Annotated in this window: 14 protein-coding genes; 4 read left to right on the top strand and 10 right to left on the bottom strand. The window is 69.2% G+C overall.

Annotated features, from left to right (window positions below):
• Positions 1–11: 11 nt before the first annotated feature.
• Positions 12–848, bottom strand: a complete 837-nt coding sequence (locus tag NBT82_RS10325; protein ID WP_251328042.1) for an RAD55 family ATPase — start codon at positions 846–848, stop codon at positions 12–14.
• A 129-nt stretch (positions 849–977) separates the two neighbouring features.
• On the opposite strand from NBT82_RS10325, the gene NBT82_RS10320 reads away from it, so the two are divergent.
• Positions 978–1,532 (top strand): type IV pilin N-terminal domain-containing protein, encoded by a 555-nt coding sequence (locus tag NBT82_RS10320; protein WP_251328041.1) that lies wholly within the window; start codon positions 978–980, stop codon positions 1,530–1,532.
• A gap of 31 nt (positions 1,533–1,563) precedes the next feature.
• Here the strand turns inward: NBT82_RS10320 and NBT82_RS10315 are convergent, their stop codons facing one another.
• From NBT82_RS10315 to pyrG, 5 genes are read right to left on the bottom strand one after another with little or no spacing between them, the layout of a single operon-like run.
• Positions 1,564–2,544, bottom strand: coding sequence for a beta-ribofuranosylaminobenzene 5'-phosphate synthase family protein (locus NBT82_RS10315; protein WP_251328040.1), 981 nt, complete (start codon positions 2,542–2,544; stop codon positions 1,564–1,566).
• A gap of 42 nt (positions 2,545–2,586) precedes the next feature.
• A complete protein-coding gene (locus tag NBT82_RS10310) occupies positions 2,587–2,910 on the bottom strand; it encodes a cupin domain-containing protein (protein WP_251328039.1) in 324 nt (107 codons plus the stop codon).
• 51 nt (positions 2,911–2,961) lie between these two features.
• Positions 2,962–3,282, bottom strand: coding sequence for a DUF7126 family protein (locus NBT82_RS10305; protein WP_251328038.1), 321 nt, complete (start codon positions 3,280–3,282; stop codon positions 2,962–2,964).
• Positions 3,279–4,196 (bottom strand): glutamine-hydrolyzing GMP synthase, encoded by a 918-nt coding sequence (gene guaA, locus NBT82_RS10300; RefSeq protein WP_251328037.1) that lies wholly within the window; start codon positions 4,194–4,196, stop codon positions 3,279–3,281. Before guaA ends, NBT82_RS10305 begins: the two co-directional genes overlap by 4 nt.
• Positions 4,196–5,842, bottom strand: a complete 1,647-nt coding sequence (pyrG, locus tag NBT82_RS10295; protein WP_251328036.1) for a glutamine hydrolyzing CTP synthase — start codon at positions 5,840–5,842, stop codon at positions 4,196–4,198. The genes guaA and pyrG overlap by 1 nt, the downstream gene beginning before the upstream one ends.
• Before the next feature lie 131 nt (positions 5,843–5,973).
• Here pyrG and NBT82_RS10290 point away from each other — a divergent pair, with 131 nt between their 5' ends.
• The gene (locus tag NBT82_RS10290) at positions 5,974–6,768 is read left to right on the top strand and encodes an aldo/keto reductase (RefSeq protein WP_251328035.1); all 795 of its coding nucleotides are present in this window, start codon (positions 5,974–5,976) and stop codon (positions 6,766–6,768) included.
• Positions 6,769–6,858: 90 nt separating this feature from the next.
• A complete protein-coding gene (locus NBT82_RS10285) occupies positions 6,859–7,695 on the top strand; it encodes a Rieske (2Fe-2S) protein (protein WP_251328034.1) in 837 nt (278 codons plus the stop codon).
• Between the two features lie 2 nt (positions 7,696–7,697).
• Here NBT82_RS10285 and NBT82_RS10280 read toward each other — a convergent pair whose 3' ends face one another.
• The 3 genes from NBT82_RS10280 to NBT82_RS10270 are packed head-to-tail and all read right to left on the bottom strand — an operon-like array spanning position 7,698 to position 10,413.
• Positions 7,698–7,979, bottom strand: coding sequence for a ubiquitin-like small modifier protein 1 (locus tag NBT82_RS10280; protein ID WP_251328033.1), 282 nt, complete (start codon positions 7,977–7,979; stop codon positions 7,698–7,700).
• Between the two features lie 23 nt (positions 7,980–8,002).
• Positions 8,003–9,184 carry a DUF8167 domain-containing protein gene (locus NBT82_RS10275; RefSeq protein WP_251328032.1) on the bottom strand — a complete coding sequence of 394 codons (1,182 nt, stop codon included), beginning with the start codon at positions 9,182–9,184 and terminating at the stop codon, positions 8,003–8,005.
• Positions 9,181–10,413, bottom strand: a complete 1,233-nt coding sequence (locus NBT82_RS10270) for a potassium channel family protein (protein WP_251328031.1) — start codon at positions 10,411–10,413, stop codon at positions 9,181–9,183. Before NBT82_RS10270 ends, NBT82_RS10275 begins: the two co-directional genes overlap by 4 nt.
• Positions 10,414–10,501: 88 nt before the next feature.
• On the opposite strand from NBT82_RS10270, the gene NBT82_RS10265 reads away from it, so the two are divergent.
• Positions 10,502–11,653: an NAD-binding protein gene (locus tag NBT82_RS10265; protein ID WP_425601770.1), complete on the top strand. Its 1,152-nt coding sequence runs from the start codon at positions 10,502–10,504 to the stop codon at positions 11,651–11,653.
• On the opposite strand, the gene NBT82_RS10260 is transcribed toward NBT82_RS10265, so the two are convergent.
• On the bottom strand, positions 11,650–13,044 hold the full coding sequence (locus tag NBT82_RS10260) for a universal stress protein (RefSeq protein WP_251328029.1): 1,395 nt from the start codon (positions 13,042–13,044) through the stop codon (positions 11,650–11,652). The genes NBT82_RS10265 and NBT82_RS10260 overlap by 4 nt on opposite strands.
• Position 13,045: the final 1 nt, after the last annotated feature.

The raw sequence follows: 13,045 nt of genomic DNA, 5'->3' as shown, positions 1-13,045 counted from the left end.
TATCGGTCGGCCTAGCGGATCTTCCGGACGCCGCTCACGTCGAAGCCGCCCTCGTGGACCTCCGTCTCGAAGCGGATGACGTTCTCCGCTTCGAGCCTGGAGAGGACGCCACGGAACTCCTTGACGAACATCGTCCGGGCACGTTTCGATCCGCCGCTCTCCCACTCGAACTGCAGGGTCCCGGAGGCGGCGTCCATCAGATGCCCGAGTTCGGTCGGTTGGAGGGTTTCGCCCTGGACGAGGAGGAGGATCAACCCGCCCCACTCGTAGGCCGCCTTCTGGATTCCCTTCATCAGCAGGGCGATGTCGCTCCATGACATGTCGTCGCTGACGGCCGCGACGAGGTCCGTGATGGAGTCGACGAGGACGAGGTTCCCGGGCGCGTGCTCGCCGAGGTACTCCCCGAGCGCGCTCAACGCGGTCTCCAGTCGCTCCCGGGTGGCCAGGTCGCTCACCGACTGGGCCTCGCCGGCGTACCACTCCCGGGGGATGGGGCTCAACTGGAAGTACTCGGGCGAGAGGTCGCGAAACCGAATGTGCTCGACGGCCGAGTGGACGAGATCCTCGTCCATCGTGTAGGAGAGTTCCTGTTCGAGGTGGTCGCGGCCGGCAGTAAAAGAGATGTAGTGGATCTCTGGCGGAGGTTCGGCGGCCGATTCCAGGTCGCCGTAGTGGAGTTCGAACGCCTCGCGATCCCCGTGGTACAGCCCGTTCATCGCGGCGCTGGTGTGGAGAAACTCGCGGGCGCCCGCCCCGGCCTCGCCGGTCAGGAGGACGACGCTCCCCGGTGGCGCCCCCCCGCCGATGATCGAGTCGAGTCGGGAGATACCGAAGGGAATGCGAGCCATGTGGGGGGTATGGCCGTCGGTGGGTTAGTCGTTGCGGCGAGGCGGCGGACGTGGCGGGGAGCGTCGCGACTGCACGGTGGCTCGTGATCCGGGCGAGAGTATTTAGCCGAAGGATGTAAACTCGATTGCATGGGAAGTGACGCGTACGAGCGCGAGCGGGCGGCCTCGGCGGTCGTCGGGCTGGTTCTGCTGGTGGCGATCGTCGTGATCATCAGCACGGCCGTCTCGGCGTTCGTCCTCACCGAGGGAAGCGACGTGCCGCCCCCGTCGCCGACGATCAGCGTCTCACACACGACGATAGACGACGGGGGCGACGCGACGGTGGCGGTGACGCTCGAAGATGGCGACGCGGTCAGGATCGATCGACTCTACGTCAGCGGGTCGAAGGCGCTCGACATCGGTGGCCCGCCGGGTGGCGCCCACCCGGCAGACGAGTCGTACGCGAGCGAGCGGGAACGGTTCTCCGAGTCGTCCGGCGGTCGCCCGCCGCAGGTCGGCATCGGCGACACCTGGGAGGCCGGGGAGACCGTGTATCTGGACCCGACTGGGACGACCGACGGCGTGCGGATCCGCATCTACTGGAACACCGAGCCGGTACGGGGAGTAAATCCGGGGACCGTCCGCGGCGACGACGCTTACGAACTGGTCGAGTTCACCGTCAGCCCGTCCGGATCCGGGGACTGAACCGCTCGTTTCGGCACCGGAAGGCCGGGAGCTACCGCTCCCCCGTCATCGCTTCGGCGCCCCGGTTTCGCCCGTCGGCGACGAGGACGCGTCCGTCGACGCCCGCCGCGTCGAGGGCCGCCCGCCCCGCCGCCCGTGCCGCCGTCTCGCGCTCGGCGTCGGTCACGCCGTAGACCGCCGGTCCCCACGAGGACTGCCCGGCCCCGTCGACCGCCGGTTCGTCGTCGAGGGCGGCGACGAGTTCGCCCGCCGGCGGCCGGTAGACGCCGCCCTGTTCGTCCGCGTACCAAGTGCCGTTGAGGCGACCGACCTCGGCGAGGGCGGCGCCGAACCGCTCGACCGATCCCTCCGTGATCGCCGGCAGGACGCGCCGGAGGATCACGCCGGCGAGGCGGTCGCTCGGCGCCGCCGCCGCCGACTCCACGGCCGAGCGCATGCTTCGATCCTCGGCGTCGCCGCTCGGCCCCGAGGGGGCGTCGGGGACGACGACCAGAAAGCGCCAGTCGGAGGGGATGGGATGTCGGGCCGCGACCGGCGGCACCGACCACTTGCCGACCGCCGGCCGGTCGGTGGTGAACCGGGCGGTCGGGTGGCCGGCGTCAAGGACGAACCCGCCGTCCTCGAAGGTGGCGACGCCGACGCCCGACCGGCCGCCGCGGCCGAGGTCCGGAGCGCGGTCCCGGACGTCGACCGTCCGGTCGTGGGCGCGCGCGACCGCGGCGAGCGTCGCGAGCGCGAACTGGGTTCCACTCCCGAGGCCGACGTGTCTCGGGAACGCGCTCTCGACGGCCACCTCTGCGCCGTCGACGCCGAGGAGGTTGACCGACCGTGCGGCGTACTCCCGGACGGTCGGATGCTCGCAGTCGACGGCGGCGGCCGGCGACGCGGTGACGGTCACCGACGGCCGGTCGAGGCCGACGCCGAGGCTCCCATAGAGGCGTTCGTTTGCGAGGCTCAGGTTACAGAACCCGAAGTGAAGTCGGGCGTGGGCAGTGACGCTCGTGTGTGGCATGACTGACTCACCGAAACAGCGAGGGGACGGACGGGGGCGACCTCATCCGGACCCGGGCATCGGACAGAGGCTGGCGGTGAACACCGCCACCTCGTCCGTCTCGTTCCGGGCACCGTGACTCACGCCGCGCTGATGGTGGACGACGCCGGGGGCCGTGATGGCCTCCGTCTCGCCGCCCTGAACCACGGTCACCGTACCCCGGAGCACGTGGAAGACGTTCGTGCTATCGGCGTGGGCGTGGGCGTCGAGTTCCGCGCCGGGGCCGAGCGCGAAGGCTTTCACCAACACGTCGTCGTTGACGACCAACTCGGCCGTCAGTACCTCCTCGGGGGCCGGGTCGAGCGTCTCCAGTCGGTCGAGGGTCATGGGGGAAAATCGGCCGCCTGCGTCTTAACGATGGGGCTTCGGCGACGGCACTCAGGCCAGTTCCTCGGCGACCATGTCGACGCCGAACAGGTCGGGATCCATCGCGAGGTCGGCCTGCCCGCGCACGAACTCGGGCAGGGAGTCGTGGCTGTAGACGACAACCCGGACGTCGGGGTTGCGGTCCTTGGCGACGGTGATGGCCGTCGCCTCGTCGAGATCCGTGAGGACGAACAGGTCGGCGTCGGCTAGGCCGGCGTCGTCGAGCACTGCGGCGGTGAGGACGCCCTCGACACGGCACACCTCGATCCCTTCCGTCTCCAAGGCGGTCCCGAGGCCGGCGTCGTCCGGGCCGGCGACGATGGCCCGGGTCATTCGTACTCGATGGTCGCGGGCGGTTTGTGGGTCACGTCGTAGACGACGCGGGCGACGTCGTCGTTCTCGCCGGTGATGCGGCTCTGAATCCGTTGCAGGGTCTCCCACGGGAGATCCTGGGCGCGGGCGGTCATGCCGTCTCGGCTCTCGACCGACCGGACGGCGACCACCCAGCCGTGGACCCGGTTGTCGCCCTTGACGCCGGTCGCCTTGCCGATGACGGCCGCGAAGGCCTGCCACGGATCGTGTTCTTCGACCTCCTCCTCGACGATGTGACACGCCTCGCGGGCCACGTCCAGTTTCTCCTCGGTCACCTCGCCGAGGATGCGAACGGCGAGTCCCGGCCCGGGGAAGGGCATCCGTTCCGAGACCACCTCTTCGAGGTCGAGGGCGCGGGCGACCTCCCGCACCTCGTCCTTGTAGAGGTCGCGGACGGGTTCGACGATGCCCTCGAAGTCGATCACGTCGGGCAGTCCGCCGACGTTGTGGTGGGACTTGATGTTACCCTCGCTCTCGATGCGGTCGGGGTAGATGGTCCCCTGGACGAGGTAGTCGGCGTCGGCCTCCCGGGCCTCGCGTTCGAACTCGCGGATGAACCCTTCGCCGATGGCGTGGCGCTTCTCCTCGGGGTCGGTCACGCCTTCGAGGGCGTCGAGGAAGCGGTCCTGTGCCTCGACGATCCGCAGGCTGTCCATGAAGGAGAACGTCTCGCGGATCCCCTCAGTCTCCCCTTTCCGCATCAGCCCGGTGTCGACGTAGACGGGCGTGAGACGGTCGCCGATGGCGCGGTAGGCCAGCGCGGCCGCGACCGACGAGTCGACGCCGCCCGAGAGCGCGATGATGGCGTTCGCGTCGCCGATCTCGGACTCGATCTCCGCGGTCGCCTCCGCGATGAATTCGTCGACGTCGACCATCAGGCCTCCACCTCCCGTTCCTCGGCGACGCGGTCGAGGACGGCGTCGACGAGACCGACGAACGGGGGACTCGCACGGTCGGGGCGCGAGCGGAATTCGGGGTGAAACTGCGTCCCGAGGAAGTACGGGTGGTCGTCGAGTTCGACGAGTTCCATCCGGTTGCCCGCACGCCCGGAGAAGGTGAGGGCGCCGGCTTCGAGGTCGTCGATGTACTCGGGGTTGACCTCGTACCGGTGCCGGTGGCGCTCGGTGCAGACCTCGGCGTCGTACACCTCGTGGGCGAGCGTCCCCGGATCGATCTCGGTCTCGTGGGCGCCGAGGCGCATCGTCCCGCCCAGGTCCTCGAGGTCGTACTGCTCGGGCAGGAGGTCGATCACGGGGTAGGGCGTCTCTTCGTCGATCTCCGCGGAGTGGGCGCCTTCCAGACCGAGGACGTTTCGTGCGTACTCGACGACGGCCATCTGGAAGCCGAGACAGAGGCCGAGGAAGGGCACGTCGTTCTCGCGTGCGTAGCGGATCGCCTCGATCTTCCCCTCGGCGCCCCGGGAGCCAAAGCCGCCGGGAACGACCACCGCGTCGGCCTCGCGGAGGCGTTCGGTGTGGTGATCCCGCATCTCGTCGGCGTCGACCCAGAGGACGTTCACGTCGACCTGTTTCTCGATGCCCGCGTGTTTCAGCGCCTCGTGGATCGAGATGTACGCGTCCTCGAGGGCGTACTTGCCGACGAGGGCGACCTCGATCTCGCCGGTCCGTTCGCGGGTGACGAGGTCGCGCCAGCGACTGTCACGCTCCGCCGGTGGGAGCGCCTCATCGGCGATGTTCAGCCGCTCCATCACGTACTCGTCCAGCCCTTCGTCCTCGACCATCAGGGGGACGTGGTAGATGTCCTCGACGTCGGGATTCGAGAAGACGGCGTCGGTCGGTACGTCACAGAACAGCGCGATCTTCTCTTTGGTCTCGGGGTCCAGACGGTCTTCGCACCGCCCGACGAGGACGTCCGGCTGGAGGCCGATCGACCGGAGTTCCTTCACGCTGTGCTGGGTGGGTTTGGTCTTCTGCTCGCCGTTTTTCGAGTACGGCACGAGCGTCACGTGCGCGAAGAGGACGTCTCCGTCGTCCTCCTCGTGGGCGAACTGTCTGAGGGCTTCGAGGTAGGGCATCCCCTCGATGTCACCGACCGTCCCACCGACCTCGACGAGACACACGTCGGTCCCCTCGGCGGCCTCGCGGATCCGCCGCTTGATGTCGTCGGTGATATGCGGGATGATCTGGACCGTATTCCCCAGATAGTCGCCCGCCCGCTCCTTCTCGATGACGTGTTTGTACGTCTTCCCCGTGGTGACGTTGTGGTCGAAGGTCATGTCGGTCCCGAGGAACCGTTCGTAGTTCCCCAAGTCTAGGTCGACCTCACCCCCGTCTTTCAGCACGTACACCTCCCCGTGCTGGTAGGGATTCATCGTCCCCGCGTCCACGTTCAGGTAGGGATCGATCTTTACCGCGGTCACGTCGAAGCCCGCGTTCGACAGGAGACGGCCGGTGCTGGCGGCCGTGATTCCCTTGCCGAGACCGGACATCACCCCGCCGGTCACGAAAACGAACTTCCGACCCAGTTCCGGGTCGTACCCTGTCTCGGGTTCCGTCGGCATACCGACCGTGCGCGAGCGCGCATCAAAATCGTTTCGCCTGGGCGAGCAGCGTGGGGGCTGGTCGCACTCGACGGCTTCGACGGACGATTCACAGCCGCAGGATTCGAGGCGGTCGAGTCTCTCGACCGGGTATGGACCTTCCCCGACTCGGTTTCGGCACCTACCAGTTGACCGACCCCGACCGCTGTCGCGACGCCGTCCGGACGGCACTTGCGACGGGCTATCGACACGTCGACACCGCCGAGTACTACGGCAACGAGGCGGCCGTCGGCGCGGGGCTCGCGGCGAGCGACGTGCCCCGCGAGGACGTGAGCCTCGCCTCGAAGGTGTGGCGTGACCGCCTCGGACACGACGACTTCCTCGCGAGCGCACGAGAGCGCGTCGACCGACTCGGCGTCGACGCCCTCGATCTACTGTACGTCCACTGGCCGCTCGACACCTACGACCCCGCGGAGACGCTTCCGGCACTCGTCGAGGCGCGGGAGAGGGGACTGGCCCGGAACGTCGGAGTCAGTAACTTCACCCCCGTCCAACTCGACGAGGCGATCGACCGCCTCGGCGAGCCGCCGGCGGCCCACCAGATCGAACTGCACCCGCTCTGCCAGCAGGAACCGCTCCGCGAACACGCGCGCCGCCACGGCTACCACGTCGTCGCGTACGCCCCCATCGCGCGCAACGCCGTCGCGGACGTCCCCGAGATCCGGCAGGTGGCCGAGAAACACGACGCCACGCCGGCGCAGGTGTCGCTCGCGTGGGCGCTCTCGAAGGAGCGTGTCGTCCCCGTCCCGAAGTCGGGGACTCCGGACCACATCCGGGAGAACTACGCGGCGCTCGGTCTCGACCTCGACGACGCGGATCTGGCGAAGATCGACGGGATCGATCGCGAAGAGCGGGTCGTCGACTTCTCGAACGCCCCGTGGCACTGAGCGCGGCGACGCGTGCCGTCGCGGGAAGCAGACGCCGGACGTGGCCGGGTACTTCGTCATGCTTTTTACGTCCCACACCAAGGTTCGGGCATGAGCGCGGACGATAAGTATCCCGAAGACAGTGGCCGGCGACGGTTCGTGAAAGGGGTCGTCGGTGGCTCGGCGCTCGCCGGCGTCGGCGCCGTCGGGACGGTCACCGTCAACAGCGCGACCGCCTCGCCCGGGGCTGGTGGGGGGAGTACCCAGGCGTGGGCCATCGAGAACACCGGGGGGCCGGCACCGCGCGGGATGCCCCAGATTCCGATCGAGATCGACTCGGAGGGATACATCAAAGGCGTCTGGCCGGACGTCGAAACCGTCACGCAGGGCGGTCGGCAGATCCAGATCGCCGAGATGGACCTCGGCGGATCGACGTACTCCTCGGAGTGGTTCCAGTACTGCGGCGTCGAGGGGTACGCGGGCATCCAGCCCGGCTACGAGAGCGATAACTACTTCCGGACGGGATCGAACCCGGCCTACGACTGGCAATCCGCCAGCAAGGAGGAAGGCGACCGCTTCCACGTCGACGACTTCAACGACTACGAGGAGTGGGGCAACGGCATCGGCGACTCGGGGACGGGAAAGCCCGCGAGCGGCCGGTGGCGCTCCGAGGACGCCAGTGACGTGGTCCCCATCCAGCTGCTCCGAAGTACGCGCATCGAGGAGGCCGCCCAGGACGACGAGTGGCTCCAGGCGAGCACGTCCGAGGGGTTCATCGCCTGGCTCAACAAGTGTACCCACTTCTGCTGTGTCCCGGGGTACAAGCAGTCCGCCGACGCCGCCCGGTTCGGGAACCCCAACAGCGTCTACTGCCAGTGTCACCAGTCGACGTACGACCCGTTCAACCTCGTCCAGACGCTGTTCATCTCCCGGCCGCGCCCGGACTAACGCTACTGCGTCCCGCCGCTCACCGGCGGGAACAGCGCGAGTTCGTCATCGTCCTCAAGAGCCGTCGCCAGTCCGTCGGCCGCGTGGACGTTCTCGCCGTTGCGGAGCACGTTGATGTGGTCGGCGACCGCGCCGGAGTCGTCGAGAACGCGGTCGCGGAGCGCCGGCTTGGTCTCGAACAGTTCCTCGAGGGCGTCGCCGACCGTCGCCCCCGGACCGACGTCGACGCGAACCTCCCGATCACCGGCGACCTCCGCGAGATCCGCGAACAGCTTCCACTGCATGCGCGTGTCTCACACCCCGCCGGTCAAGAGGATTGTGTCTCGGGGGGGCGACTCCGGGACTCCAGCCGGCGGAACGCCTCCGGGCGGCTCACGAGGTACACCTCGTCGCCGGCCGCGAGCGTCCGGTCGCGGGCGAGCGTGTCGATACCGCCGTCCTCGCCTTTGACCGCCACGACCGTGACGTCCAGCGCGTCGACCGACGTCCCCACGAGGTCGCTCCCCGCGGCGACCGTGATGACGTACATCGTCTCCTCGGCCGCGCGCAGGAGCGAGGCGAACTCGCGTTCGGCCCGTGGCTCGGACGGCAGCGTCACCAGCCGGTAGGTCTCGGCGGCGTCGAGTCGCGTGGTGTCTTCCTCGTCGACCGCGAGGGTGGCCACGTCCTCGGCGTGCGCGCGGAGTTCGGCCGTCAGCAGTCGTTTCGGCTCCGGATCCGTGCGCCACACCTGGACGCGGTCGCCGGGGCTGGCGGCGTTGGCGGGGTCGGCCCGGACCGCGACGGCGACGGTTCCGGGTGCGAGTGTCGGCCCGATGCCAGTCGCGCGACTGCCGAGCGCGAGGTACTCGACGGTGCCGTCGGCCGACAGCTCCGCATCGACGTTGCCGACGCCGTAGTCGTCCTGCAGACGGGTGACGAGGCGTGCCTCCATGTCGGCGAGGGTCAGCCGACGAGGAAAGATGAGCGTCTTGCCCGCGAGCGCCTCCTTGGTCGCGGCGGCGACGGGGTCGTACCCCTCGATGTCCGCGATATCGCCGGGATCTTCCGGCAACGTCACGTCCGTGATCCGGCCAACCGAGCGCACGATGCGGCTCAGTTCGACGTCGAGTTCTCTGGCGCCCGCTACCGCGAACACGTCGGTCGCGATCCGGTCGCCCACGAGGCGCCCGACCGGGGCTGCAACCGCCCCCGTCCCGAGTGCGAGGACGTTGAAGACGACGCGGGCGGGCGAGAAGATGGCCATTTCGCCGCTCAGGAGGTCGGTGAACACGCCGACGGTGTTGAGCGTCAGCGCGACAGTCGAGAGGCCCAGAAGTATCGACAGCCAGAGCGGGAGCCGGAGTTTGGTGTACCAGCGATACGTCAGCGCCGCGACGCCGCTGACGAGGGCGGCGCCGACAACGAACGCGATCAACTGCGTGAGCGTGCGCAGCAGCGAGGGATCGACGGCGGGCACCGACACCTGCCCCGGGAGGGAGAGAATCACGCGACCGCCTCCCGAAACGCCGAGAGGGCGTCGAACGTTCCGACGACAAAGAGGTCGTCGCCGGCCGCGAGCGCCTGCGAGCCGCGGGGTGCGAACTGCCAGTGACCCTCGTGGCGCACGGCGAGGACGGTCACGCCGTAGGCGTCCCGCAGCGCCGCGTCGCCGATGGTCGTGGCGGCGACCGGGGCCCCGTCACGGAGCGTCACCTTTCCGATCCGGTTGCCTGCCTGTCGGAGCAGACTGAGGAGTTCGTACTCGCGGCGGGTCCCACGTGACTGGACGGCGAGGCGGGTCACGGCCGACCCGAGCAGCGACTCCGCACCGCCGGCGTCGACGGCGACGGTCAGTCGCCCCTCGCCGCCGTCGGCCACGGGAACCGCGGGAGTCGGCGGAGCCGTTTCGGCGTCGGACGCGTCGGCGGGCGTCCCCGGGCGTGCCGCGGTGGCGACGGCCTCGCGGGCGCGATCACTTCGCAGACTCACGACGGTTCCCCGGTAGGTTCGGTCGGGCGTCACGAGCGACACCTCGTCGCCGCGGGCGGTGCCGGTCGGCAGGAGCGTGCGAACGGAGACGCCCCGCTTCCCCGTAGGGATGCGCTTCGAGAGGCCACCCAGGGGCGGCGCGGCGCTCACCGTCGCCCGCGCCCGTTCGTCGAGGGTCACGGAGACGTCCGCGAGGTCGAACTCCGTGCGGAGGCGGTCGGTCACCCGCGTCTCCAGTTCCACCACCGGCACGTCCGCGGGGAAGGAGGCCCTCCACTCGCGGATCTCACGGCGGAGGTCGGCAGGGATGGGCGGATATCCCTCCATGTCGCCCACGTCGCCGGAGACGGTTACCCGCACCTCCCCCCGACCGCCGACGAGTTCGACGACGTCGGTCGAGAGGGTGCGCTCGGTGAGTTTGCGAAGCGACAGTTTCCGGGGGAACGACACCCCCATCTTGTCGCCCGCGTTGTGCGCGTACAACGAGATCATCAGGACGACGACGACGGCGACGGTCAGTCTGACCTGGTTCTCCGACCGGGTGAAGGTGGGGTCGTTCAGCGCCAGCAGCCCGCCGTTGACGCCGGCGATGGCCACCGCGAGGACGACCACACCGAAGGCGGGAACGGTGACGCCGGTGACGTACTTGAACACGAAGCCGAACGCCCAAGAGACGAGTGCGGGCACGATGCCGGTCAGAACCCCGACATAAATGCCGAAAAGAACTTCGACCGGAAAGGAAGCCATGATCGGGTCTCGCGGCCGAAGCCTAAATCCCTAGGGGGATCGGGACGGACACTTTATACAGTCCGTCCGCGAGGGGAGAGACATGGCTGTGAGTCGTGGCGAGCGACTCGTCGGGGTGCAAGCGGCCGTGGGGCTGACGCTCCTCGCGGGCGCGCTCTCGATGGTGACGGGGGTCGTCCACATGACTGCGCCCGTGGGCCGTCCGCTCGTTCCCTTTGTCCCCCCCGTCGCCCGTACCACCGCCGGGTTCACTGGCACGCTCACGGGATTTCTCCTCCTCGCCAGCGCCCTCGGCCTGCGGCGTGGACTGCGGTCCGCGTGGTACGCCACGCTCTGCCTGCTCGTCGTGTCGGCGGGACAGGGGCTCGTCCAGGCGAGCGAGACGTCCATCCCGCTGGTGGTGCTGTCGACGCTCGCTCTGCCCGCCGTCGCGCTCAACCGTCGTCGGTTCGAGCGTTCGGTCGACTTCTCGGCGACCCAACTCGCCGCGTTGCTCGCGCTCTCGGGGTCGCAGGTGTACATCACCGCGGGCGCCTACGCGCTTCGCGAGGAGTTCGGGGGAATGCAGACGCTGCTCGACGCCGTCTACTTCGCCGTCGTCACCTCTAGCACCGTCGGCTACGGCGACATCACGCCACAAACGGCGGTGGCGCGGCTGTTCGGTATCTCGGCGCTCGTCGTCGGCACGGCGAGTTTCGCCATCGCGCTCGGGGTCCTGCTGACCCCAGCCATCGAAGCCAGACTCGTCAAGGCACTCGGAAAGATGACACAATCAGAACTCGACTTGCTCGACGATCACGTACTCGTCCTCGGTTACGGCGACCTGACCGAGGCCATCGTGCAGGAACTGCGCGGGAAATCGACGTTCCTCGTCGTCACACCGGACGGCGAGAAGGCCCGCACGCTCGGGGAGCGGGGCATCGACACGCTCACCGGCGACACCAGCGACGAGGAGACGCTGTGCCGTGCCCACATCGAGGAGGCGCGTGCCGTCGTCGCCGCGACGAACGACGACGCAGCGGACGCGCTGGCGATCCTTACGGCACGACACCTCGCGCCCGACGTCCACATCGTCGCCGCGGCGACCCAGCGAGAGAACGTCGACAAACTCCGGCGGGCGGGTGCCGATACGGTCATCAGCCCCGCAAGCATCGGCGGCCACCTGCTCGTCGAGTCCGCCCTCGGGGGGCGGGACGTGGACACCGAGGCGGTCGCTGATCGCCTGCTCGACGAGATCTAAGGCCGCCCTCGGTCGACGACGGCCACGTCACAGTCCACGTCGCGCAGACGCTCGAACGTCGGCGGCGAGAGGAAGCGCGAGGCCTTGGAACGGTCGCCGGAGGACCCGACCACCAGCAGATCGTACCCGCCGGCGTTGGCGCCGATGAACTCGGTGACGCGGCTCCGGGCCACCCGCGTCTCCACGTCGACGTCGACCGTCTCCGCGAGGTCGGCCAGTCGCGACTCGGCACCCCGTCGCTCCACCTCGGCGTCGATGCAGGTACAGACGCTCAGGGTTCCGCTCGGGCCGACCAGCCGGGCGGCGAAATCGAGCATGGCGTGTGCGGTGTCGCCCGGGCGAGCGACGGTCACGAGCACGCGCTTCCAGCGACGTCGACCCGTCGTCGACCGGAAGGCGACGGCGTCGAACCGGCTGTCGAAGACACCGCGGACGAACGGCGAGAGGAGCCCCCGCTCTTCCTCGTACGGCGTGACCACGAGGTCGCAGTTGGCGTTCGTCGCCGTCTGGACCGTCGTCGGGACGGGCGCACCGCGGGCGACGACCACCTCGCAGGGAACCCCAGCCCGCGTCCGTACCGTCCGGGCGGTCGCTTCCAACCGCTCGGCGGCGGCCCGTGTCGTGGCGGGGTCGTCGGCCGTGTCGCCCGCGTCGTCGAGGTCGCCGTCGTCGACCATCCCCAACAACACCACCTTCCCCGCGTCGTGGGCGGCGGCGAGAGTGGCACCGAACAGCGCCGTCCGCTCGGCCGCCTCGTGATCGCCACGCATCGGGACGAGGACGTGATCGTCGCCCTGTGCGGTGTCGTAGAGGTACTGGGCACGGCGTTCGTAGAACCACGACCGCCAGAGGGTGAAGACGCCGGCGACGAGCGCCCCGAAGACCGCGACGCTCGTCACGTAGGCCTCGGGCGAGGCGTCGTCGGTGACGAGAACGAGCAGCGCCGTCGAGAAGGCCGCGGGCTCTTCGACGTCGAGGAGCCACGTCGCGGCGCCGGTCAGGAAGATCGAGAGCGCGGCGCTGGTTGGCGAGACGACCGCTGTGTCGGCGAGCAGGGACACCGGAAGTCGGAGGGCTGCCCACCCACAGCACGCGCCGACGACCAGGCCGACGGTGAACTTCCAGGGGGACGCATAGCGCCCCTCGGGGTCGGAAAAGAGTGTGTACGCGCCGGACGCGAGCGGCGGAAAGAGCAGGAAGGAGAGTTCGGCGAGCGCGTTCGAGATGAGGGTCACGAGGCCGATGAGCAGGGGGACCGCCACCAGCACCGTCAGGTGGAGGAGATTGCCGGTGTGCTGAATCCAGCGGCCGAACGCCGCGAGTTCGCGCCGTTCCAGCCGTCGAAGTCGGCGGCCGACGGCGACGAGTCGGGCGAGCACCCCCTCCAGCATC

Origin of the sequence: Haloplanus sp. HW8-1 (genome assembly GCF_023703795.1) — an archaeon.
GTDB classification, from domain to species: Archaea; Halobacteriota; Halobacteria; order Halobacteriales; family Haloferacaceae; genus Haloplanus; species Haloplanus pelagicus.
Note: the sequence above shows the minus strand (reverse complement) of the source record. Positions and strands in the feature narration are given on the sequence as shown.